Source organism: Nitrosospira sp. Nsp18 (assembly GCF_900103145.1).
GTDB lineage: Bacteria > Pseudomonadota > Gammaproteobacteria > Burkholderiales > Nitrosomonadaceae > Nitrosospira.
Genome location: NZ_FMWY01000030.1, coordinates 1 through 24,376 on the forward strand (window position 1 = coordinate 1; position 24,376 = coordinate 24,376).

The window sequence follows — 24,376 nt, forward strand, 5'->3', positions numbered from 1 at the left end:
AAAGCCCCATCCTTCCCTACCATTCCTCACGGGTGGGAGGCGTCCATACCATTTCTCTCAGATGTTGGAGCCTCCTCAAAACCCGGGGCGGTTCAATCTTTTGTAAAGCAGAATAGAAGAGGGGCTCCTAAGCAATTTTCGCGCGAACAGTAAATCGATGGGCTGGGTGCGGCAACACCAACACCGGAGGGAAAGAAAGTCGCCTACTACTCGAGAAATGGCGCCTTCCTTACCTTATTGCCACGAATATTGGTCCCTCTTGATTAAAGGCGCCTACATTTGTACCAACGGGCGCCAAGGGCAGAGTGTATTTGAAACAGGTCAAAGTAGAAAAAGAACAAGGCTAAAAAGGAGCCAATAAAACAAAAGACCAGCAAAACAAAAGACCAGCCGAAGCGGGTTTGAGATGGGAAATATCGGAAAGCTGCTTAAAGCTTGTCGCGCCCGGGAAATCAGATTAATACTTTTTGCTAGCTCATACAGTTTGGACCACGCACTCCTGCAGTCAGGAGTGCGACAGTCGTTGCAGATTCCGGTTATTCAAATGGGGAACAAGGCAGCCAATGCGAGCAGAGCGCATTACGGCCATCGTGCCGCGGCCAAGGATCGTCAACAAGCGCGGCAAGGTACACTTTAGCCGCGATGAGTTCGCCTACGATGCCAAAACGGACAGCTGGCGCTGCCCGGCCGGCGCAACCTTGACCCGATCCAGCGTTTCATTGACCGCGCAGAAGAAGGATTACACCACAAAGGCCTGTGGTGACTGTGCGCTGAAGGATCAATGCACGAAATCCAGGCGGCGGGTGGCATTCTTGAGATTCTCGTCTTGAATACCAAATGTCCCTACTTCTGTGTCGGTAATGATGTGCTCGACGCTTCCCGAAGCGTTGACGCTGGAGGTTGCTGCGTTTTCCCAGCTCTTCCTTTCGTTTTTGTTAATGTTTTTTATTTCCTCTCTGGGGCACTTGATCACTTTTTGGACCTTAAGAGTTGACTGAGTTTAGTTGGTCTCCTTGAGTGTCAAACCGAGAATAAGATGCGATAAAAGGTCGATATTTAGCCCATTGATCTGCTCCCGATAGGCGGAGCAAACAGCTGGGGAACCTTGGCTCAACAGATGGAAAGCAGAAGTTACCTTCGGCCCTTTTGTTTATATCTCCACAAAAAGACCGTTTATTGGAAGGGGCAAGGGGTAAAAATGGAATTAGGTTTGCTGTAAACACTTCATTCCCTTTACTTGCGCCGGCTGCGAATTTCAAGGCCAGGGCTCGGCGCGGTATTTTCATTACAGGAACCTTATGGCTGATTTACCTACACTGAATGTCGCCCACTACCAGATAAAGTAAGTGCCATACTATTGGGAGAACATTTTCTTTTGCAGAAGCATCGCGCGCCGGCTCACGAATGTCCTTGGCAATCTCACAATCTCCTAGACCAAGCCCGTGACGGGACGCTAAAATGCGCGCCGTTCCATCAGTCACCCACCCCGTACCCCTGATCCAGCACGTGGTAAAGCCCAATTTGTTTCCCCTTGATATCCACAGGCAGACATGGCAGCCGCAGCGGCCACACCTCGAATTGCACATTTGGAAACGACATAAGACAGCCCTTGAAAGACCTTACCTGTCAGATGCTGTTTTTTAAATCCCTACAGACAAGAGCAATCATTTATGACTTTAGCAACCGACCAGAATCTCGATCCCCATAGGCTTTCTCCAACTGCCAGAAGAATGCTGGAGCTCCGGGATGATGTCCTTTGGGAATGGGCAGAAAGGGTTCGGCAATCCCTCAAGGAAGCTGAGCAGCTGCCCCACCCGATCCTGATCAATACCTTCCCGTCCCTATACGACAACATCGCAGAAGCGATTACACCGGGCTACCCTAGGGCAACAGGTAATGAAAGCAACACGGTAGCGAGTGAGCATGGCGGCGAGCGCGCGAGGCTGACGAACTACAACGTCCATTCAGTCATATTTGAATATCAAATACTGCGATGGACGATCTTTGATGTTTTAAAGGCGAATGATGTTCAGCTTAACGACAACGAAATTTATCGGATCAATGCTTCCATCGATGGATCAGTGCGTGAGGCCGTAAATGCTTTCGCTCTTGCGCAATTAGCACTGCGCGAAAGATTCATGGCCGCCCTGACGCATGATCTGAGAAACCCATTATCAAATGCAAAACTTGCTGCCCAATTGATTGAACGGTCATCAGATCCCGACAGGATAAAGGAATTTGCGGGACAAATTGTTGCAAGCCTCAAGCGTATGGATGGAATGATTCAGGATTTGCTCGATGCTGCCAAATTCCAGAGCGGAGAACGGCTAAAACTTCGTCTCGAGGAATTCGACATGCAGGAGCTTGCGAAGGAAGTGTGTGAACAATTCACCTTCGCGCATGGACCGCGTTTTCAACTCATTGCCCAATCGGCCAGAGTCTGGTGGGACCGGGAGGCCGTCAAAAGGGTAATGGAAAACCTTCTTGGCAATGCCCTTAAATATGGCACTCCTGACGCTCCTGTAAGGATCAAAATTGATCCGGTGCATGGGCGTGTGATGCTGACCGTGCATAACGAAGGAGAGCCCATTCCTCCGGAACAGATCGAAAGCCTATTCCAGGTATTCCAAAGAGCAGCCGCTGCAAAAGAGGGGAACAGGGACGGCTGGGGCATAGGCCTGCCGTACGTCCGCAGTGTTGCGGAAAGCCATGGCGGAAGTATTGAAGTTGATAGTGCAGAACAGCGTGGAACAACTTTCCTGATAAGCATGCCAGCGGATGCAAGGCCCTATCAACATGCCCCAACACTCGAGGGAAAACGGGAGTGATCCTGCATAGCAGAGTCAGACGTAAAGTTGAATAACTTTTCGACTTCAGGCTTGAAGTCTTTTTTACTCCCGGTGGTTGCATGAAAGGTAGGAAGGGTCTGTCCGCACCTATCTTTCTTTAGGGCTAGCCCTAGTGATAGCAAGTTTAAACCTCCCACAATCCTCTCAATAGATACCGATCTGATTTTTGATTGATCGTCTATCACAGCATCTTTAATCCGTGGGAGGACCAAATGATCATTGGATAAGCAATTACAGCAATCGATTTCCTGCGCTCGTATCACCAACTTATCCTCGTTGCGTCCATCGAAAAAGCGATGGAACCCCGTCACGGTGCGGATTGTGGGAGTCGATCGTCGCGCAGCGCTTTTCGCAATAAGGATACATCGCGCGGTGTCACTGCGGGTGCTGCATTCCCCCAGCTATTGCGTACGAAGGTAAGGACGTCCGCTATCTCGCGGTCAGAAAACTTTTTTTCATAAGCCGGCATCTTTTTCGGTTTCGGCCCATTTTTCGTTAGCGGCGCTTTTCCTCCTTCCAGCATGAGGCGAACGAGGGAGGATGCGTTTTCGGAGAGAACCATCGCGCTACCGCCGAGCCGTGGAATTTGCGGTGACTTGCCTGTGCCATTATCTCGATGGCATTTGGCGCAAAACCCTGAGTAGAGGCCCGCGCCGGGACGTTCAAATTTGCTCGCAACGGTTCCGGTCAGGACGAACTGGCCTTGCATGGCGGGTGGTTTGTAGGACGTCTTTCCCTTCTTCGCCGGTAGGGATTTTAGATAGCGCGCAATGGCATCCAGATCAGCCTTACGTAAATGCTGGGTGCTGTTTTCGATAACGGTGACCATACTGCCGAAGGCGACACTATGTCCGCTATGGCCTGTTTCCAGGAATGTGGAAATTTCCGACTCGGACCATCTGCCCAGACCCGATGCATCCGTTCCAGTCAGGTTCCCGGCAAACCAGTTATCTATCACCGCGCCGCTCAAGTAATCGGGCGATGATTCAGAGTATGCTTTTTCCTGGAAAGCCAAGCCACGCGGCGTATGGCAGGCGCCGCAGTGGCCCAATGATTGCACCAGGTAAGCGCCGCGATTCCACTGCGTATCGCGGTCGGCGCGCGGCTGGTACGTTTTCTGATTGGCAAATGCCGCGCTCCAGAACATCAGGCCCCAGCGCTGGCTGAAAGGAAAAACGAGTCTGGTCTGGGGTGGCATGTGACGAACCGCCTTCACTCCTTTCATGAAGTAGGCATATAACGCCTGTATATCGCTATCCGATATCGCCGCGAACGAGGCATAAGGCATTGCCGGATAGAGGCGTCTGCCGTCCTTGGCGATGCCTTCGCGAACGGCGCGGCTAAAATCAGCATAACTGTATTGACCAATGCCGGTGGCCGGATCTGGCGTGATATTAGTTGAATAAATAACCCCGAAAGGTGAATTGATCGGTAAGCCGCCGACAAAAGGCGGATGATGCGGTCCGGCCGTATGGCAACCGGCGCAATCAGCCACCTTCGCAAGATATTCGCCGAGGGCGATGGTTTCGGGATCGGCAGCCTGGGCGTTTGCCACAATTATCCCCCCTACGGCAACCCGGGCAATCCATGCAACCCATGAACGACCTGCAGCTAAAACCCGGCTTATCCAATCCCTGAATGCCGTTCCTGATATCTTCATCCCTGTTAAATCCATGCGCTGCAAGGTGGCACCAATAAAACAGCGCACCCGGTAAATAAAATTGCGACGATAAACACGAAGCTCGACATTGTCCCCAGCCTTGCCAGAAATCGTGTCTGTCCTCCATCTGCTTCGAAGGCGTGTTCTCCTGCTCCTGTCACGCCTGGCAGGGGGCTAGCTTGTCGCCATAGATTCCACGCAACGTATCCCGAAAGCAAGCCACCCGCCAGACAAATCAGGCTGATCATTGCCAGAATTACCGACAGGTCGGCCCACAACGGGGCGGGGAGCGGAACCTGATATGGATAGCAAGCATAGGCGGCAAGCGGTTCGCTTAAAGACATCTGGCCTACCCAAGAGGTAGGCGCACCAAAAAGTGCCAGCAATGTTCTATATGTACTTACCGAACGATCAGGAGGAGCACGATGTTCTTTCGCTATGTCCTGTTTGCCGGTAGAGCTCATTTGAATTTTAGAGGTAAGGAAATAGGTGCAAAGTAGCGAAAACGAACAACCAGACAACGTCGACAAAGTGCCAATAAACTCCCCCGATGGTGATGGCGACATGGCGTTTCTCGTTAAAGTAGCTGAACGATATCCATACCAGCAGGAGCAACAGGATGGCCAGTCCGATGACCACGTGAAGCAAATGAAATCCGGTGATCGTGAAATATAGCGACCCATACAGATCCGAAGTCATTCCATAAGTCTTTTTATCCCATTCGTTGAGCTGAATTCCGACAAAACAGGCGCCCAGCACGATTGCGAGCGCCATCGCCGCAATGGCCCACTGGGTTTGTTTTTGCCGGATGCAGCGTTCGCTTGCCCAAACGCAGACACTGCTCACAAGCAAAATCGCTGTATTTATGCTGGGCAGGAGCAAATCAGGCAAACCTGCCGGTGGCCAATGCTGCTCGGCTTGAGATGCCAGATAGAAGTAGGCAAACAGCAGATATCCAAATAGCGATCCCTCCGTCACGATCAGCGCCAGAACGCCCCACCACCCACCCGATAGTTTGCCCTTGCTCCCTACGGGTAGTGGCTGTGCCAGCAATTGATCGGCGTTAACCATGGGCTTCTCGCTGTGGTGCGTCAGGCAAGCGTTGAGCAAGCGTTTTTCTGGGCCACATCCAGACGATAAGCGCGACAATGGCCAATATAATCATCAGCCCGGTGAAATTCCACCAGTGAAGCAGCATACCAACGAACACCAGTGAAACGAACAGCCCGACAAAGAAGGGCGTATAGGAGTCATCAGGCATCTTCAGGATGATCTCCGGTGCTGCGTCGATCGGAGAGGTGCCAATCGTTTCCCGGCCTTCCATCAGCAGGTAGCCTTCTTCAAGGCTCGAGCGATTCCCGCTTTCCCGGGTTTCGTCAAGCCGATCCTCCCATAGCGGATGCCGGCTTCCGACAAGGGGAATAACGGCAAAGTTATAGGCGGGGGGCGGCGAGGGTACGGACCATTCCAGCGTGGCGGCATCCCATGGGTTTGCGCCTGCCCGAGCCCCACGCTTAAGGCTGATCGCGACATTTACGAGAAAAATCAGGACACCAACGGCAAATACGAAAGACCCGATGGAGGTGATCATATTGACTGTATCCCATCCCATCCGCGATGAATAAGTGTAGATACGGCGCGGCATGCCCAGTAGACCCGATATATGCATCGGAAAAAACCCTACATTGAAACCGATGAACATGACCCAAAAGCTACATTTACCCATTTTCTCATCCATCATGCGTCCGGTGAATTTTGGGAACCAGTAATAGATGCCGCCTATGACCGGAAATACGTTGATTCCCAGCAGCACATAATGCAGGTGTGCGACGATGAAGTAGGTGTCGTTAAGCTGCCAATCGAGCGATACGGCTGCCGTCATCACACCCGATAAGCCGCCGATCACAAACAGAATGACAAACCCGGCAAAAAACAGAAATGGCGTCTTGAACACCGGCCTTCCAAGCCAGATAGTTGCAATCCACGAAAACACGGCGACCGAGCTCGGGATTGAAATCACCATGCTGGCAGCACCGAAAATTGATAGGGCGACAGTCGGCAAACCAGTAGCGAACATGTGGTGAATCCATACCTCGAATCCAATCAGCATGGTCGCCATGGTAGCAAGGGCCATGGCTGCGTAACCCACCAGGGGGCGGCGGCAAAACGTGGGTAATGCATCCGAAACAATGCCCATCGCCGGAAGCACAATTGCATAAACCCACGGATGGCCAAAGATCCAGAATAGATGCTGCCACAGCAGTGGCTTGCCGCCATTGGCCACGTCAAAGAAGTAGGTGCCCACCTGACGGTCAAGCCACAGAAGAAAAAACGCGAGGCTGACTGCGGGGATAACCAGGAGATTGGCTACGGATGCAGTGAGCGTGCCCCAGACCAGAATGGGTACGCGATTGATTGTCATGCCCGGCGCCCGCATCCGGAATAGCGTAACCACAAAATTGATCGATCCGACGGTTGTCGATATTCCCAGCAGCACCATGCCGAGCGCGAAGACATCGATATTGGGGCCGGTGTTATAGATGGGTCCCGCAAAGGGAACATAGTTGAACCAGCCGGCATTCGGTGCCTGCCCGATGGGGAAGCTCGCATACATGAATATGCCCGCAAATAAAAATATCCAGTAAGAGAGCGCATTCAGACGGGGAAATGCCATATCGCGCGAGCCCAGCAGCAGCGGCCAGAGATAGTTGGAGAATCCGGACAATATCGGCAAGGCATACAAGAAGATCATCGTCACGCCGTGCATCGTGAACAATTGGCTGTATTGTTCCGGCGTCAGCAGCGTAAGGCTTGGTCCAGCGAGCTGCAAGCGCATGATCAGCGCCTCGATGCCGCCAATCAGAAGGAAAATAAATGCCGTGACGATATATCGGAGGCCGATCGTCTTATGGTCGACCGTTGAGAGCGAGCCGCGCCAGCCTGGGGCCGCTTCCCAGATATGGGCGAGGTGCGTTTCGGCGGCCGAACCAAGCGGTGCACGGCCAAAGTCCGGCACGCGGCTCAGGCGATCCTCGCCAAGATGATCGTTTCGGCGGCCATCCGCTGGGCTATGGGGCAAGTCAGAGATAGCCATAAGTATTTTAACCTAAATCCGGTAGTTGACCGCTCATTGGATAGATCAACATTATGATTAATAACAATATTTCATATTATTTGACGCTCACTTTCCGGGTGAGGGCGCTACGGGGAGAATTGCACAGTTTTTGCGGCACATGGCTGCGTTGCAACTTCTTGGAATGGAACGACCATTCCGCATCGTTGCGCCTTGCCCTGCACACCAAAAACCGTACACTTCACCCCGTCCAACTACCGGATTTAGGTTTAATCCAGTTTCGACAAAAATAACGCGAGTGCGGACTTTTCAGATTTTGATAACACCATGCTTGGCATGCGTGACCCCGGCTTGAGTTGTTGTGCGTTAACAACCCACTTCATCACATGTTCAGGCGTATTCGTTAATAATCCTCCTGCAAGCCGACGCCGTGAGTTCAAATGGGTCAGATCGGGAGCATGCTGGCCGGAAGCATGGGTTCCCCGAACCGTGTGGCAGCCAGCGCAACGATCCATGAACAGTTTGTGGCCAGGCATTTCATTCGCCGTCGGTGCGAGCGAAATGGTTTGTCGCTGGGCATCCTGCCATTTTTTAAAATCGCCGGCACTTTCCGCAACGATTTCGAAACCCATGTGAGCATGACCGGCGCCGCAAAACTGGGCACATTGCCCGGTATATACACCGGGCACATCAGCCTGGATCCATTGCTGATTCGTCAGTCCCGGGATCATCTGCGTTTTTCCGGCGAGCTTCGGTATCCAGAAGGCGTGGATAACATCGGCGCTTTTCAACTTGATCAGGACAGGTTGGCCTACAGGAACATGCAGCTCGTTAGCAGTGATGAAGCGTTGCGAAGGATCGTCATGGTCATATTCGATTTTCCACCACCAGTCATGCCCCGTAACAGTCAGCGTAACGGTCGGGGTTTGCGCCGGCTTGGCGACCGCGTTCAGCACCATCATCGCGTAAATAACCAGGCCGAATAATATGCAGGTGGAAATTCCCGTTCCGATATATATCCATCGAAGCCCTTCGCCTTCGCGCCCAATTGTGCGAGGGTCCATGGCTGGACGTTTGCGGAGCAAAGCTCCCAGCAGCAGTAGCGTGATAACGAGGAATACCAGCACCGATAGCCCGGCCAGCACCCATCCGAGATACATTGTCGGCCTGGATGCGGGCCCATAACTGTGCAGGAAATAATTTAGCGGCGCCTCCGCTGCGTCGGCCGCAGGTGTCATTATTACCACTGTGGCGGATATCACAGCCAGCCGTGCAGCCAGGCCTGATGCCTGTTTTAAGGCCGCATGAGAATAAAATCCTGACTTGATAATTTTCATTTTCAGGCTAGGCAACAAAAAACGATCATTCTCCAGCTAATGGCTATAAGGCTTATGGGAACGGACCTCCGACGGTGTGCTCCCAGCAGTGTGGCAGCCCAGTCGTCGGGGTGGTCAGATTGCAGCTGAAGTTGGCAGACATGCGTTGCGGCTCATCAAGTAGTGCCTACTGGATAGGCTGTTGTACTCATCAGTGCCAGCGATGGCTGGCGGGAATCGAGACGGGTAGGTTCGCTGACATTTCCCTTCATTTCGCAATGTCCTGTTTGATCTTGTGGTCTGGATAGGCGACCCCATCGCTGATTTCGTCGTCTTGCTGCAACCTTTCGGCCGAGCCGAGGAGAATGGTTAAATGCTACGCTCTGGACGCAATGTTTCTGTTCGCCATCGCACTCACGACTCAATTTTGCTATTCATAATCGTGAAGCCGGTAGCTGGACGGGTGAGTAAGCAGTTTTTGATTATTGAACTTATTACAAGCGAGTGAATCAGAACAAAAAGCGAAGAGAAGCGGGGTTGGCAGGACCGATTCAGGTGAGTTTAGAATCGAGGGCAAAGTGGGAGAATAAACGAGCGGGTGCTTTGTCTTTATTCTAAGCAGCGTAAAAATTACGGGTATGAGTGAGCAGCGCTAGGTCGAGTCTGCTTTTTAAGTATCGGGAAGAATATCAGGAGAAGGAAAGGATGACCCCAAGCGAGCCTGAACCATCATGGCTGCACTTGGGGCTGAGTGAAGGAGGGAAAAATTGAGTAGCTAGAAGGCGACCTGATATTGCAATACGAACTGTCCTCTGCTGGAAGTTTTGACGATATCGCCGGCAGAGTTGGCGCGGAATATTGGCCTGTTCTGGTAATCAAAGGTGATTTTACTATTATGACCGTGTAGCAGCCAGTTGACGCCACCGTTAAACACGTTCATCTGATCATGGAGTGCGTCCCAGCCTGCGCTTGTTATCGACGTGTAGACCTGCAGTTGGCCATTATTTGACCCAAGCAAGCTTTTAGGCAACAGATATCCCGCCTGCGCGTACCACATGTCGCCCGTGCCAAACATTGGGTAAGTATTGCCGGGACCGTTTCTACTGACGCCAAGGCCTGATCCATTAGCCGAATTCTGGCCATTTCCATTCATGCGAAGATAATTGGGCCCGTAGTTCATGTGGAAGTACCCAACGTAAGCGGATATGGCGGTTTCCTTTTCCTTGTCCAGCGGTGCATCCAGGTAACCGGCAACCGACCAGTGGGTCATGTCATGAAACTGCGGATTATCCAAAGTGCCCGTCCACATGGCGGCTTTCTGTGTGGCAAAACCTGCTTCAAGATTCAGGATGCTCTTCTTGCCGAGATAGGTTCCTTGCATGTAGGGGTTGGTATTTGGTTCCGTGTCCCAGAAATTCCAGTAGAACATCCCCGTGTAATTTTTCTTATGACCAACCTGGGCAAAATTGGCCACCGACGCGTTGATGGCTCCGTCATTCGTTATTCCGTCGGTTGTTATCGGAAAGGAATCATTCGCGGCTATCATGTAGCGAAATTTGCTGATCTGACCGCGAAGATAGACGCCATATTGCCTGTTGAACGAGGATGTCCGTTCCGTCGTGTATTGAGCAAGAAGCGGAACATCCAGTGTCATGATGGTGCTGACGCTGGGCGCACTGAAGCGGGACAGGCCGTTAAACATGCCAAGTCCCCCCCCTATGGTCATTTGATTTCCCTCGGTCAACCGCAGTTCAGCGAAGGCATCATGAAAATAAGCGGCGATGTGTCGATTACCGTTCTGTTGAGTCAGGAAGTTTTGATTATTCATCCCGTATTGGGTGTAAAAGTACACCCTATCGGTAAGCTGTCCTTGTACGACAAGACGGGTCCGGCGCAGACCAATATCTGTTGAATCGTCCACAGGTTGGTCTTGTATCAAGGAGCCTGGATTATTCTGTTCGTACCGTAACTGAACCTGGTTAAGAAGGCCAAATTTGATGTACTGGCTTCCATCGCCGTTCAGGTTCCATTTGAATGGATCTTTATCCTTCCAGTTTGCGAAGCCAAAACCGCCCTCCGGCTTTTTCACGCCTGCTACCGTCGCCCCCGGCCCCATTGGAATGGCTTGGCCAGCTCCCGGGCCCATCTGTACACCGGGAGGTAATGGACCCGTTTCTGCGCTGGAGGCGGGTTTTGCGGGTTTATCTGAAACTCTTTCGAAAGAGCCCATGCGGACGCGATCGACTCCTGGTTCGGCATAGATCTGCTTGGTCTTGGTATCTACATACAGATCAATGGCCTGGGCATATAGAGAAGCTGGAAACAGGCAGCAGGACAAAAGACTTAGGGGAAAGCGAAACTTCATCAGTTACTCCCGATATCAAAGTTGAACGGCAAAGACTTGAAGATTCAAAAAATGTCCATGTTTTATTTGTAAAACTATCTCCGTCAGATGGGAATCGCTCAGTTGATGCTGTTGTTAGGATTTATGCCTGAGTTGAAAAGTAACACTGTGCCCATGAAAAAAACGTTACGGGAATGTGAAAAAAGCGTGAGGAATATTAAATAGAACTGACGAGTTAGTCAAGGCGTTATGCAAAACCACTATGCATAAGGGGTTATCTGTTGCGGTGGGTATAGCGCGTCACGGATAGATCTACCTGATACGATCGTCGTCATCGGCGAATGCAGAACGCGGATCGGCCATGAGAATTTGAAACCATGATATGCAATCATCTGGCAAGATTTCTTTTTACGGCAATACTGCTTTTTAGCTCAGGTTGTTCCGTGTTCATGGCGATTGATCAGCCAGGCAAGAAGAATGTGGATTTGTTCAGGGTAGGAACCCCTGGAAGCGTGCTTCTTGGTGAGTTTGGCGCGCCTGCCGTGTCAGAAACGCGAAGTGGAAGGAAATACGAAATTTTCAAGTTCGTTCAAGGTTACAGCACGGGAGCAAAAGCTGGCAGGGCGCTAGTTCATGGCGCTGCCGATGTAGCCACATTCGGGCTGTGGGAGGTTGTCGGGACGCCCACGGAAGCAATCTTCAGCGGCGACGAGATGGCATACGAGGTTTCATACGATCAGGACAATAAGGTCGACGAGGTCACGACGCTGAAGAAATAAAATAATGGAAATCTGTTCTGCTGCCGCGACAGGCAGTGGCATTTTGCGCTTTCGCTGTCAGCCAGCTTTGCTCGGTAGCTCGAGCATTGAACAGGCAACAAGACGGGAGACGGTGCCGAGAATTCCCCCCAACTAATCATCCCATGACTTTAATAGCAATTTCTAACCGGAGTTTTCGCGAGCCCTCGTCCTCGTAATGCCTGATTAACCTACATCAAGCATGGCAATCCAGCTCCGTTTTTTTCAAGTTGTAAACTTACCCGGAGATTACCCTCCCGCCGCTCCTCCGGCTGAAATATTCGTATCCACGTCGGTATTGGGTCCAGGGGGCGTATTAGGTCCGTAGAGAACCCTTAGAATTTTTCTTAACAGGCTCTCCTTCGGAGGCGCAGCCCAACTTGCGGCTGCCTGTTCTTCACATATCTTGCTTGTTGCGCTTGCCTGATCAGGCGCGTTCTTCGCGGATGTCGAGTTTCCGCTTCCCGACGGGGGAATATCTTGACAGATGACCTTGCCTTTCTCGTCTTGGGAGGTGGGAGGCTCTCCGCCGGCCTGCGCCTGGAGTGGGCCTATTGGAAGGAAAATCATGATAGCAGCAAACAATATAAAGCGAACCACCGCGTTTTTTTCAGCACAAAAAGTATGTTTAATGTTTGCTCTCCTTTATTCGCCTTGTCTGATTATATCCCTGACCGCAAAATCAACCTCCAGCACCGCCAGCCGAGACGTTTTCGTCCATGTCACGGTTCGGCCCGCGTGGCGTCTCAGCTCGATACAGAATTCGTACAACCTTACAGAGAAAACTTTCCTGCTCAGGAGTGGCGTGCTTGCATGAGCCCGATGTCTGCCCACCTGATGACCAGCCTGACGAGGGGTCCGTTTGGCTCGGCGCAGCCTGGGCTGGTGCAGCCTGGGTAAGCGCACCGGTGTTATCCTCGGGAGCAGCAGACCGGCCTGTTACAGGGTCTTTCCAGCCGGAAGCCTGCTGCTCGGCGCCTGAACCAGCCTGCGCGAGCAAATGGGCTCCACCTTGTGCGGCCATACCAGGCTGTGCATGGGATACTCCGACTGCGCCGAAAATAAGGGTCCCGGCAAATATTAAAGACTGGATTGAATTTTTCAGAATGAAAGTATGTTTCATATGCTCCTTTTATTCAGGTCGGGAGAAGACAACAATGAAATTACACACGTTTCTCAAATCTTAACGCAAAGTAGACCAACTGGCAGCCTCATGTTCATAAATTTTGCTCCATTACGCCACAATGAACAACTGGTGAATGCGGGGGTTTGGACAAAAGAGGAGCATGCGGGTTCCATCATTAGTGGTTGATGCGTTCCTGCTTCCTCGTATGGGCGAAAGATTCAAAGATAAACAGGAAAAGAAGACGAGCGGGATTGAGTGACGAACAGAGCCGTTCGTCCCGGGCTAGTGCGAAAATCAGATTGTCGGCAAGAAATTGGATTGGAAGAAGGCTGGCCATCCACCATCTCGCGATGGCGGATGCATATCGTATTTAACTGGCTTTGGCGCTTACGCTATAGACCCGACAAGCCCCGGCTTGCTCAAGCGCCCATTTTTGCGGCGTGCGGCGAAGCCTATCAAGCCCAGTCCGGCCAGCAGCATTGCATAGGTTTCCGGCTCGGGAACCGCTGAAGCGAAGCCCGGTACATCCGTAAGCACGATTCGCCCGTTAAGGTCCTGAATCTCTCGCGCATCTCCATTCGGGAAGAGCGAACTATACGCATTGATTTCAGCCGCGGACATTTGCATCGGCTGAGCAAGATCGATCCATTTTACACCTTCGTTGAAATCAGGCGTCGTTAGTGAGCCATCGTAGCGGAAGGATTCCAGGTTGGTCGGCAGAAGGGCGTTCAAATCGAAGTGGTTGAAAACGTGTGTCTGCGTTGTGGTCTTGGGTAAATCAGCGAAAATAGGTGCCAGCGCGTCGTTGGACGCGCCTTCCTCGACCCACCTGCCGACGACGAGGATGTTGTTGCTAGCGTCATTGAATACCAGATGCATTTCCATCGGAAACACCTTGCCATTCTCCAGATGCTCCGCGGGGGTATGGAAGTGAAACTGGGCCAATTGATAGGTGTCTCCATCAACCGTTACCGATCCGGCACCATCGTCGACATTAGCTCTGGCAGCGGTTTTGAACACACCAGGCGAACCATTATTGATAACGGTTAACTTGGTGTCAGAGCTCAAGTCAAATAGCATCGGCGATAGCTGCTCGAACTTTGTATTCTGGGCAGTGATGTCAATGGGGCTTTGCGCTTCCATTTTGGCCAGGTTCTCCGCCAGTGACGCCGCATGCGCAGCAGGCAGGCCGGACAGGAAAAGGGCGGAAACAATCGATGCCAGCGGTAATAACCGAGTCGATGGTGCATTCATAGTAAGTGTCCTCAAAAGTGTGATGCTCGAAATGAAGGGCATGGGTATGACGTTATGCGATTTAAAAATAACATGCCCGGTGTGAAAAAACAGTCGCCTAAATGTTAAGAATGCGTTAACCCTACTTGCTTAGGTATTAAGCCGTTTGTCATTGCCGAAGGGCTTGGTTGCCTGTTTCATATCAGGTTCCCTTCTGGGGATTTTGCCAGCAATTATCGGGTGCAATCAATGTATCCGCGGCCTCGGGGCCCCAGCTCCCGCGTGCGTAGGGAATGACTGGATGGTGCGTCTTGAGAACATTATCAAGCGTTGCCCAGGCGGCTTCCACCGTATCCTCCCGCGTAAACAGCGCCCCGTCGCCTATCATGGCGTCATGCAACAGCCGTTCGTAAGGCAACTCCTGTCCAAAATGTTCTTCAACCAGGCAGAGCTCCCGCTCGTCGCCAATAAACTCTTTTCCGGTACGTTTAACGCGTGCAGCGATAGCGATGGTGGAAATAGGGGAAAGCCGGAAGCGCAAGTAATTGGCGCCGCAAGTTTTAAGATCGGGTATCGAGTCGGCGAAAAGCTGTTGCGGCGGGGGTTTTAGCTGGACAAGAACTTCCGTTACTGTTTCGGCGAGAAACTTGCCTGAGCGCAAATACCACGGGACCCCCCCCCAGCGCCAGGAGTCGATAAACAGGCGCAAGGCGCAAAAAGTTTCGACGTCGGAGTCTTTTGCTACGTCTGGTTCCTCACGATAACCCGCATATTGACCTCGCACCAGATCATCCGGGTTCAATGGCCGCATTGCGCGGAAGACGTTCGCTTTTTCCCCTTGAACCGCACCGAAGCCCCGGTACGCTGGAGGCTCCATGGCAAGCAGCGCAACGATCTGGAAAATATGGTTTTGAACTACGTCACGCAGACAACCGGCGGATTCGTAAAATCCTCCGCGTCCCTCTACGCCAAAGTCCTCGGCCAGCGTCACCTGTACGCCGGCTATATAGTTCCGGTTCCAGATGGGTTCCAAAAACGAGTTGGCGAAGCGGAAGTAGAGGATATTCATTATCGCCTCCTTCCCCAAAAAATGGTCGATACGGAAAATCGAATCTTCCGAGAATGCCCCGCGTGCGACGTGGTTGAGCTTGCGTGCCGAGGCAAGGTCGCGTCCAAACGGCTTCTCGACGATGACTTTGGCATCATCGGCGAGGCCTGCGGCACCCAGATTTTTTATAACAATAGCGAAAAGAGCAGGAGGTATGGCGAGGTAATGCACTGGCCGCCGCGCGTTTCCCATTGCCTGCTTGAGCACTTTGAAAGTTTCCGGATTATTGTAATTGCCGGAAACGTATCGAAACAAAGAAAGAAGGCGGTCGAGCGCGGGTTGGTCATCGATCTTTCCTGAATGTTTTACGGCTTCCGCTACCCTGTGGCGAAGATGGCTAATATCCCATGGTGACGAGGCGACGCCGATTATGGGTACATCCAGGGAGCCTTGCTTCACCATCGCATAAAGCGCCGGAAAAATCTTTTTGTAAGCGAGGTCACCTGTCACGCCGAACAGCACCAGCGCATCGGACACAGCCTGTTCGTTGTTTGCCTTATTTTCCCCATCCATCTCAGTTCGTTCCTTTTTTCTCGTCATGTCCGCCAAACCGCTTTCTCATCGCCGAGAGCAGCCGATCGGCATAATCGGCATTACCCCGGGATTCAAAACGGCTGAAAAGCGCGGCGCTGATTACCGGTACGGGCACGCCCTCGTCAACGGCTGCCAACGTTGTCCAGCGCCCCTCACCCGAATCCGACACGCGTCCCGAAAACTTGGTGAGATCGGCATCTTCAATCAAAGCCTCCGCTGTCAGATCAAGCAGCCACGACGCCACGACGCTGCCGCGGCGCCAGACTTCCGCGATTTCCGGAAGATCGAGTTCATACTGGTAGAATTCGGGATTGCGCATCGGCGCTGTTTCGGCATCCGCATCGTGCGCTCCCTTGCCGGCGTTGGCGCTATGCAGGATATTCAAGCCTTCGGCATAAGCCGCCATCAAGCCATATTCAATTCCGTTATGAACCATCTTGACGAAATGGCCAGCGCCGTATGGTCCACAGTGAAGGTAGCCTTCCTCGGCAGTGCTGCCGGTTCTGTCGCGGCCAAAGGTACGCGGCGCTGCCCGCATGCCGGGCGCCAGCGCAGCAAAGATCGGGTCGAGGTGCTGGATGATCTGGTTTTCCCCGCCGATCATCAGGCAGTATCCGCGCTCGCGGCCGGCAACGCCCCCGCTTGTTCCTACGTCAACGTAATGAATCCCCCTGGACCGTAGTTCGGCGCCGCGCCTGATATCGTCGTGGTAATAGGAATTGCCGCCATCGATGATGATGTCGTCCACCTCCACAAGGGGTACCAGTTTTGAAAGAATTCCATCAACCGCGGCGGCGGGTACCATCAACCACACTATGCGCGGCTTGCTTAGGCGCGCGACCAAATCTTCCATTGAGCCTGCTCCGATCGCGCCTTTTTGCTCCAGTTCCTGGACAGCTTCCTTGCGGGGGTCGTAAACCACGCATTCATTCCCGGCTTGTATCAAGCGGGCTGCCATGTTGATACCCATACGTCCTAGTCCGATCATTCCGATTTGCATCTTGGTCCTCCTTGCAGTTAAGAATCGAATTCCGTGCACGCTAAGTTGGTCCGAACGTATGGCATATCTCTGCCCGCGCCCCTCGATTGTCATCCTTTCATCGGTGCCACCTCCATGAATATTCTCTTGATGTTGGGGTGGTAACGACGCAGCTGGGAAACAACCTTCGCCAGTTCATTTGCCGACAACGTTAGAACGAATTGGGCCTCGATATTCAGTAATACTTCCTCGGTGTCGGCGGTGGAATGAATGCCTTCGGAAAGCATGGCAGAACTACCAGTATGCGCAGCGGCCAGGAATTTCATCGAGGCGATCACAAGGTTGCCCATGATGGCTACGTAAATGACCAGTTCGGTTTTCGACGAACCCGAAGTCATATCGTTGCCGCCACCATTTGAGACTGGAGTGACGAGGGGCAGCGGGAATAGTTACTTTCCCAACGAACACCGGGATTTCCGCAAAACATCTTCGATGTCTGCATCTCGGGGGAACACGCCTGAACCAGGCAAGCAATTTTCATTTGAGTTCCTCCCCCGGCAGAATCAAGGTGATAAAGTGACTGGAATTGGCTTATTTATTAATTGTCTCGGCGGGTTCGCCGATGGACGCCCCAGCAAGCGCATCGCCGACAATTGCCTGCGCTTCCTCCACGATGCGATGCAGGTGATCTGTCCCCCGGAAGCTTTCCGCATAAATTTTAAAGATATCTTCAGTACCGGACGGGCGCGCTGCAAACCATCCGTTTTCAGCGATGACCTTGATCCCGCCGATAGGCGCATGATTCCCCGGCGCCTGGGTGAGAATATTCTTTATCTTTTCACCGGCCAGGTCCGAGGAGTGAACCTGCCGTGGAGAAAGTTTAGCCAGCAGCCCTTTTTGCTCCCGGGTGGCGGGCGCATCGATGCGTTTAATGACGGAATGGCCAAATTCCCCTTCGAGCTGGCGGTATATCTCGCCGGGATCCCGACCCATGCGCGAGGTGATCTCGGCCGATAGCAGCGCGGGGATGATCCCATCCTTGTCCGTCGTCCAGACCGTGCCGTCCCGGCGGAGGAAAGATGCTCCCGCGCTTTCCTCACCGCAAAAACCGAGCGAGCCGTCGCACAGCCCATTTGCGAACCATTTGAAACCGACCGGCACTTCGTAAAGCTCCCGGCCCAGTTTCGCGGTCACCCTATCGATTATCTGGCTGCTTACCACTGTTTTGCCTATCGCAATGCCACTACCCCATTCTGGGCGATACTGGAGCAAATAATAAACAGCCACTGAAAGATAATGGTCCGCTGGCAGCAGGCCTGCGCTTCGGGTTACGATGCCATGCCGGTCATGGTCCGTATCACAAGCGAAGGCAATGTCGTAGCGATCCTTCAAATTGATCAAGCCTTGCATGGCGTAGCGCGACGACGGGTCCATGCGAATTTTGCCGTCCCAATCGACTGTCATGAAGCGGAAGGTTGGGTCGACAACATTGTTCACCACCGCGAGATTGAGCCGGTAATGGTCCGCAATCGCGCTCCAGTAGTGGACCCCTGCGCCGCCAAGCGGATCGACTCCCATGCTGATATTCGTGCCGCGTATGGCGTCTACATCGATTACATTATGAAGATCATTCACATAAGTGTTGAGAAAGTCATGCCGATGTGTTGTAGAGGCGCGCAACGCGTTTTGAAAACGCATTCTTTTCACTTCTGCCAAATTCTTTTCCAGGAACTCATTGGATTTGATTTCGATCCAGCCAGTGATTTCAACGCCCGCCGGGCCACCGTGTGGCGGGTTGTACTTAAAGCCGCCACTCTCCGGCGGATTGTGAGAAGGCGTAATGACGATGCCATCGGCAAATCCGTCCGTCCGTCCCCGGTTATACGTCAATATGGCGTGGGAAACAGCGGGGGTAGGCGTATATTCGCCATTTTTTGCCAGCATGACTTCAACGCCATTCGCGGCCAGCACTTCAAGTGCGCTGGTATATGCCGGCTCTGAAAGCGCATGCGTGTCAATTCCAAGGAATAGTGGACCATCGATGTGTTGCCGTTGGCGATACAGGCAGATCGCCTGGGTCATAGACAGGATGTGCCATTCATTGAAGCTTGCGTCCAGTGAGGACCCGCGATGTCCCGAGGTGCCGAATGCGACCCTTTGTACCGGCACCGTCCAATCGGGAATCAGTGCGTAATAAGCAGTAACAAGCTTGGGCACGTCTACCAGCATTGCCGTCTGGGCAGGTTTCCCTGCCAGCGGACTGATCTTTTCGGTAATTTTTTCAGCGGCCATGCTGCCTCTCTTCACCGTGCGGTAACCGACGCAAGAGCGTCAACCGGAATTCAGTTTTCCTTGAAACTACTCTTCTACGCATGACGTGCAATTTGTTCCCGGGCTGCGGCAACAACTTGCCCAGGCTCGAATCCAAAGTGCTGTGCAACGGCCTTGCCTGGCGCCGACAAGCCGAAGCTGCGCATGCCGAGAGTGCATCCCGCTACACCGGTGTAACGCTCCCAACCAAAGGTGGAAGCTTCTTCAACTGCAACACGCGCCGGAATTTCGGGCGGCAAAACGTTGTCACGATATTCCTGGCTCTGATTCTCAAATAGTTCCCACGACGGCATGCTGATGACGCGAGCATTGATTCCTGCCGACTTGAGTTGTTCATAAGCCATAATACACAGTGAGACTTCACTGCCGGTAGCCAGCAGCAGCACTTCAGGTTTGCAATTTTCGGCGTCGGCCAGTATGTATGCACCACGAGAAAGCCCGCTTGCAGAAGCATACCGTGAGCGATCCAGCGTGGGTATGGCCTGCCGCGTCAATATCAGGCAAACCGGTCGATCTGTGTAGTGCATGATGACGCGCCATGCCTCGACGACTTCATTCGCATCCGCCGGGCGTAACACAGTCATCCCCGGCATCGCCCGTAAAGACGCAAGTTGCTCGATTGGCTGATGCGTGGGGCCATCTTCTCCCAGACTGATCGAGTCGTGAGTCCAGATGTAGATAACCGGGATTTCCATCATTGCGCTTAGCCTGATCGCCGCGCGGGCATAATCGGAAAAGATCAGAAAGCTCGCAGCGTAGGGCCGAAGCTTTGACAGGCTCATCCCGCTGGCAACGGCGCACATTGCGTGCTCACGAAGGCCGAAATGAAAATTTCGTCCTGAATAACTGTTATCTGGCTTTCCGCCCTGCCCCGGCGCCTGAAAATTGCCGTAGAACGTGTCCTTCCCCTTCAGTTCCGTTTTTGTCGAAGGCGCCAGGTCTGCCGCACCCCCAAGTAGCCAGGGCATTTTTTTCGCAATCGCATTCAGCACCTTGCCTGATGACTCACGCGTCGCAACGCCCTTTTCATCCGCTGGAAATGTTGGTAATGCGCTATCCCAACCGGCAGGCAGGCCGCGCCGTTGCAGACAATCTATCTGTTCGGCGAGATCGCCATATTGCGCCCGGTAGGCCTCCAGCAACCGTTTCCAGGCAGCATGGGCAGCAGTTCCGCGCTCGCCGAATTGCGCTTTAAAATGTTCCCGGACACCTTCCGGTACATCGAATTGCTTATCGGGATCGCAGCCGTAAAATTCTTTCGCCAGCCGTACTTCCTCCGCGCCAAGCGCCTCGCCGTGCGCTTCCTTTGTATCATGCTTGTGGGGTGCGCCATAGCCGATGTGGCTACGCACGATAATAAGCGTGGGGCGATCCGATGTATTCAGGAATGACTCATAAGCATGAGACAGCTGGCCCAAGTCGTTGGCGTCTCCGACACGCGCAACATGCCATCCATAGGCGGCAAAACGGGCGGCCACATCTTCCGAAAACGTGAGATCGGTTGATCCCTCGATGGTGATCCGGTTATCGTCATAAATCCAGCAAAGATCCGCCAGCTTGAGATGCCCCGCGAGGGACGCGGCCTCGCTGCTTATGCCCTCCATCATGTCGCCGTCGCTGCAGAGTGCATAAACATTATTGTTAAACAGTTGGAAACCGGGCCGGTTATAGGTTGCCGCCAGCCATTGGCGCGCGAGCGCCATGCCAACACTCGTGGCCGCGCCCTGCCCGAGCGGGCCGGTAGTGGTTTCGACACCGGAGGTCCAGCCGTATTCAGGGTGGCCGGTGCAGCGGCTTCCCGCCTGCCGGAAGCTCTTGAGGTCATCAAGCATGACAGCCAGCCTGTCAGCTTTGTCATAATGAGGACTCGTCGCTTTTACACCGGTCAGATAGAGAAGGCTGTAGAGTAAGGCCGAGGCATGGCCAGCCGAAAGCACGAAGCGGTCGCGATTCAGCCATTCGGGATCGTTCGGATCGTAGCGAAGAAAGCGCTGCCAGAGGCAATATGCTGTGGGCGCCGCGCCCATCGGTGTTCCGGGATGACCGGAGTTTGCCTGTTGCACCGCGTCGATCGATAGCGTGCGAAGCGTATTGATACAAAGCTGGTCTGATTGCGTTTGTTGGGTCATGGCATGGTTCCAGTGGAGCAAGCCACTACGCTTGCCTGAAAAAGATTTGCCCCTTTAAACTTTTAATCTCCCGCTCTTGTGTCTGCCCTTGTGTCTGTCGTTTGCAGGCCCGGCGTATCGCTATCCTCTATATGAAAGTATTGCAGTTCCCTGAATTGCAGAGTTATTAGAAAACAGGTTTGAGACGGATATTATTCCATATATCAAGCACCGGGCAAGGTAAGGGTCGAGCGATGGGCGACGTGCAACTATTTCAGTTTTTGCCGGTTGTAGCGTCGTATCAGTGCATTGGTTGAGCTGTCATGCTTCAGCGGTAACTCGCTGATACTCTCCAGTTCCGGCATGATGCGCTTAGCCAACGCCTTGCCCAATTCGACGCCCCATTGGTCGAACGAGTCGATGTTCCAGATCGATCCCTGTGTAAAAACACTGTGTTCATAAAGGGCTACCAATGTGCCCAGCGCGTAAGGCGTGAGGCGCTCGATAAGGATGGTGCTGGTTGGACTGTTTCCTTCGAAGCTTCGGTGGGGACATAACCAATCCGGGACCCCCTCCGCTTTCACTTCGTCCGGGGTCTTTCCAAATGCCAGTGCTTCAGTCTGTGCGAACAGATTGGCCATGAGCATGTCGTGATGATTACCCAGCGGCTGCAAAGTCTGGCAAAAACCGATGAAGTCACACGGGATCAGGCGGGTGCCCTGGTGTATGAGTTGATAGAAAGAATGCTGGCCATTAGTGCCCGGTTCGCCCCAGACAATGGGCGACGTCTGGTAGTTAACGCGAGCGCCGTCGAGCGTAACGCTCTTGCCGTTGCTCTCCATTGCGAGTTGCTGCAGATAAGCCGGGAACCGCTTGAGGTATTGCTCATACGGCAGCACAGCAATTGTCTGCGCCTGGAAGAAATTGTTGTACCAGATGGCAAGCAGCCCCATGAGAGCGGGCAAGTTTTTCTCGATCGGGGTGGTGAGGAAGTGCTGATCCATGGCGTGAAAGCCTGCCAGCATGGCGCGGAAATTCTCGGGCCCGATGGCGATCATCGTCGAGAGGCCGACTGCAGAATCCATCGAGTAACGGCCACCTACCCAATCCCAAAAACCGAACATGTTGCCCGTATCGATACCGAACTTGGCCACTTCATCCGCGTTTGTCGAAACAGCGACGAAGTGCGTGGCCACCGCGCGCACGTCTTTTACCTTATCCAGAACCCATTCACGCGCCGAGTTGGCGTTCGCGAGCGTTTCTTTCGTAGTAAAAGTCTTCGAGCAGACGATGAATAACGTTTCTTCGGGATCGATATCCCTCGTGGCTTCTTTGAAATCCGTGCCGTCCACGTTGGATATGAAGCGAAAGTTCATGTCGCGCAAGCTGTAATAACGTAGCGCTTCATAGGCCATCACCGGACCAAGATCCGAGCCGCCTATGCCGATGTTGACAATATTGCGAATTCGTTTGCCGGTATATCCACGCCATTGCCCAGTGCGCAAACCGTCAGCGAAATCGCCCATTCGGTCCAGAACCGCCTGCACCTCGGGTACAACGTCAATGTCATTGACGCGGATTCGTTCGCCCTTCGGGGCGCGTAGGGCAATATGTAATGCGGGACGCTGCTCGGATAAATTAATTGGATCGCCCCTGAACATTGCGTCAATGCGACCACGCAAGTTGCATTCCTCGGCAAGCTGGACAAGTAGCCGGAGTGTTTCGTCGGTTATCCGATTTTTTGAATAGTCCAGATAAATTCCGGCGGCTTCGGCTGTAAATCGTTCGCCGCGGGTAGGGTCATTCGCGAAAAGCTGGCGCAGATGCAGGGCTTTGATTGACTGATAATGCACTTCCAGCGCTTTCCAGGCGGGACGCCCGGTCAGAGTCGGTGTCGCGAATGAAATCACGGTTGCGGCCCATCAGGTATTCTTTTTCTCTTGGTGAACCGCCACATCCACATGACATAGCCCGACAAGGCATAAAGTAAAAAGAGACAGAACAGCACAACCGGTGGATGACTTGGGATCAAAACGAAAAAAAACAGCGCCAGTAGCAAAACGGTGACGAATGGCACGGTTTTGCGTAAATTGATTTCCTTGCCGCTGTAATAGGGGATATTACTGACCATTGTGAGGCCCGCGAATAGGGTGATACACCAGGCGAGCCATCTGATATCCGTACCCGCTATGCCAAAGTCTAGCATTACCCAGACCAGTCCTGCAATCAGCGCAGCCGCGGCGGGGCTGGGCAGCCCCTGAAAAAAACGCTTATCGACGACCTCTATGTTGGTATTGAAACGCGCCAGGCGAAGCGCGGCACAGACGCAATAAATAAATGCTGCAATCCATCCCAGTTTGCCCATGCCTTTCAAGGCCCATTCGTATATGACCAGCGCGGGTGCAGCGCCGAATGACACCATGTCGGACAGGCTGTCGTACTCCGCTCCAAATTCACTTTGAGTATGAGTCAACCGGGCTACCCGCCCGTCCAGCCCATCCAGCACCATTGCAATGAAAATGGAGACCGCGGAATGTTCAAAACGGCCGTTCATCGCCTGCACGATGGCATAAAATCCCGCAAACAAGGCTGCAGTGGTAAACAGGTTGGGCAGTAAATAAATGCCGCGACGGCGCAGTTTGGATTTGAGTATGAGGCGTGGATGAGGATCATGCATCATGTGTGCAATCCCATAGGAGACTGATGCATGTTAGGCGCTTATGAGCCTTTGGTAAACAGTCGGTGCGCGGGACCCGAAATCGGGAGATTCCCAACGTTAAGCGCCCAGCTATCCGCATTACAACCAATCCGGCAGCTTTTCATGAGTTTTTCCCGAATTTGACAGCTATGCGACAGCCGCTTTACTGACAGCTTCCGCTTTGCAAGCCTCAAGCAAAGCGGAAGCTGTCAAACACCCG

At 53.0% G+C, this 24,376-nt stretch carries 20 protein-coding genes; 3 read left to right on the forward strand and 17 right to left on the reverse strand.

Annotation, left to right across the window (positions count from 1 at the left end; translation table 11 throughout):
- Positions 1-563 precede the first annotated feature (563 nt).
- Positions 564-830, forward strand: coding sequence for a hypothetical protein (locus BLS94_RS14645; RefSeq protein WP_143021694.1), 267 nt, complete (start codon positions 564-566; stop codon positions 828-830).
- A gap of 643 nt (positions 831-1,473) precedes the next feature.
- Here the strand turns inward: BLS94_RS14645 and BLS94_RS15345 are convergent.
- Positions 1,474-1,599 carry a hypothetical protein gene (locus tag BLS94_RS15345; RefSeq protein WP_256325414.1) on the reverse strand — a complete coding sequence of 42 codons (126 nt, stop codon included), beginning with the start codon at positions 1,597-1,599 and terminating at the stop codon, positions 1,474-1,476.
- A 71-nt stretch (positions 1,600-1,670) separates the two neighbouring features.
- Between BLS94_RS15345 and BLS94_RS12040 the strand changes: the two genes are divergently transcribed.
- Entirely contained in the window at positions 1,671-2,828 is a 1,158-nt protein-coding gene (locus BLS94_RS12040; protein ID WP_090961386.1) for a sensor histidine kinase, read from the forward strand.
- 328 nt (positions 2,829-3,156) lie between these two features.
- On the opposite strand, the gene BLS94_RS12045 is transcribed toward BLS94_RS12040, so the two are convergent.
- The 6 genes from BLS94_RS12045 to BLS94_RS12070 all read right to left on the reverse strand — a co-directional run bounded on the left by BLS94_RS12045 (position 3,157) and on the right by BLS94_RS12070 (position 11,263).
- On the reverse strand, positions 3,157-4,509 hold the full coding sequence (locus BLS94_RS12045; protein WP_090961389.1) for a c-type cytochrome: 1,353 nt from the start codon (positions 4,507-4,509) through the stop codon (positions 3,157-3,159).
- A gap of 5 nt (positions 4,510-4,514) precedes the next feature.
- Entirely contained in the window at positions 4,515-4,973 is a 459-nt protein-coding gene (locus BLS94_RS12050) for a hypothetical protein (RefSeq protein WP_256325415.1), read from the reverse strand.
- A gap of 7 nt (positions 4,974-4,980) precedes the next feature.
- Positions 4,981-5,580: a cytochrome c oxidase subunit 3 gene (locus BLS94_RS12055; RefSeq protein ID WP_090961392.1), complete on the reverse strand. Its 600-nt coding sequence runs from the start codon at positions 5,578-5,580 to the stop codon at positions 4,981-4,983.
- Positions 5,573-7,603, reverse strand: coding sequence for a cytochrome c oxidase subunit I (gene ctaD, locus BLS94_RS12060; RefSeq protein WP_090961394.1), 2,031 nt, complete (start codon positions 7,601-7,603; stop codon positions 5,573-5,575). Before ctaD ends, BLS94_RS12055 begins: the two co-directional genes overlap by 8 nt.
- 248 nt (positions 7,604-7,851) lie before the next feature.
- Entirely contained in the window at positions 7,852-8,919 is a 1,068-nt protein-coding gene (gene coxB, locus BLS94_RS12065) for a cytochrome c oxidase subunit II (protein ID WP_090961397.1), read from the reverse strand.
- A gap of 754 nt (positions 8,920-9,673) precedes the next feature.
- Positions 9,674-11,263: a porin gene (locus tag BLS94_RS12070; RefSeq protein ID WP_090961400.1), complete on the reverse strand. Its 1,590-nt coding sequence runs from the start codon at positions 11,261-11,263 to the stop codon at positions 9,674-9,676.
- 428 nt (positions 11,264-11,691) lie between these two features.
- Here BLS94_RS12070 and BLS94_RS12075 point away from each other — a divergent pair, with 428 nt between their 5' ends.
- Positions 11,692-12,021 carry a hypothetical protein gene (locus BLS94_RS12075; protein WP_256325416.1) on the forward strand — a complete coding sequence of 110 codons (330 nt, stop codon included), beginning with the start codon at positions 11,692-11,694 and terminating at the stop codon, positions 12,019-12,021.
- A 267-nt stretch (positions 12,022-12,288) separates the two neighbouring features.
- Here BLS94_RS12075 and BLS94_RS12080 read toward each other — a convergent pair whose 3' ends face one another.
- From BLS94_RS12080 to pssA, 10 genes are all read right to left on the reverse strand, one after another.
- On the reverse strand, positions 12,289-12,609 hold the full coding sequence (locus BLS94_RS12080; protein WP_143021695.1) for a hypothetical protein: 321 nt from the start codon (positions 12,607-12,609) through the stop codon (positions 12,289-12,291).
- Between the two features lie 112 nt (positions 12,610-12,721).
- Positions 12,722-13,162, reverse strand: coding sequence for a hypothetical protein (locus BLS94_RS12085; protein WP_090961407.1), 441 nt, complete (start codon positions 13,160-13,162; stop codon positions 12,722-12,724).
- Between the two features lie 390 nt (positions 13,163-13,552).
- Positions 13,553-14,419 carry a carbonic anhydrase family protein gene (locus BLS94_RS12090; protein WP_090961410.1) on the reverse strand — a complete coding sequence of 289 codons (867 nt, stop codon included), beginning with the start codon at positions 14,417-14,419 and terminating at the stop codon, positions 13,553-13,555.
- 181 nt (positions 14,420-14,600) lie between these two features.
- Entirely contained in the window at positions 14,601-16,019 is a 1,419-nt protein-coding gene (zwf, locus tag BLS94_RS12095; RefSeq protein ID WP_090961413.1) for a glucose-6-phosphate dehydrogenase, read from the reverse strand.
- A 1-nt stretch (position 16,020) separates the two neighbouring features.
- Positions 16,021-17,040 carry a phosphogluconate dehydrogenase (NAD(+)-dependent, decarboxylating) gene (gnd, locus tag BLS94_RS12100; RefSeq protein ID WP_090961416.1) on the reverse strand — a complete coding sequence of 340 codons (1,020 nt, stop codon included), beginning with the start codon at positions 17,038-17,040 and terminating at the stop codon, positions 16,021-16,023.
- Positions 17,041-17,129: 89 nt separating this feature from the next.
- On the reverse strand, positions 17,130-17,417 hold the full coding sequence (locus tag BLS94_RS14945) for a cation efflux transmembrane domain-containing protein (RefSeq protein WP_176767870.1): 288 nt from the start codon (positions 17,415-17,417) through the stop codon (positions 17,130-17,132).
- A 193-nt stretch (positions 17,418-17,610) separates the two neighbouring features.
- A complete protein-coding gene (gene pgm / locus BLS94_RS12110) occupies positions 17,611-19,311 on the reverse strand; it encodes a phosphoglucomutase (alpha-D-glucose-1,6-bisphosphate-dependent) (protein ID WP_090961420.1) in 1,701 nt (566 codons plus the stop codon).
- Between the two features lie 74 nt (positions 19,312-19,385).
- Entirely contained in the window at positions 19,386-21,479 is a 2,094-nt protein-coding gene (gene tkt / locus BLS94_RS12115) for a transketolase (RefSeq protein ID WP_090961423.1), read from the reverse strand.
- Positions 21,480-21,727: 248 nt separating this feature from the next.
- Positions 21,728-23,368 (reverse strand): glucose-6-phosphate isomerase, encoded by a 1,641-nt coding sequence (gene pgi / locus BLS94_RS12120; protein ID WP_218124801.1) that lies wholly within the window; start codon positions 23,366-23,368, stop codon positions 21,728-21,730.
- Complete coding sequence (gene pssA, locus BLS94_RS12125) at positions 23,365-24,138, reverse strand: CDP-diacylglycerol--serine O-phosphatidyltransferase (RefSeq protein ID WP_256325417.1); 774 nt, start codon at positions 24,136-24,138, stop codon at positions 23,365-23,367. Before pssA ends, pgi begins: the two co-directional genes overlap by 4 nt.
- Positions 24,139-24,376: the final 238 nt, after the last annotated feature.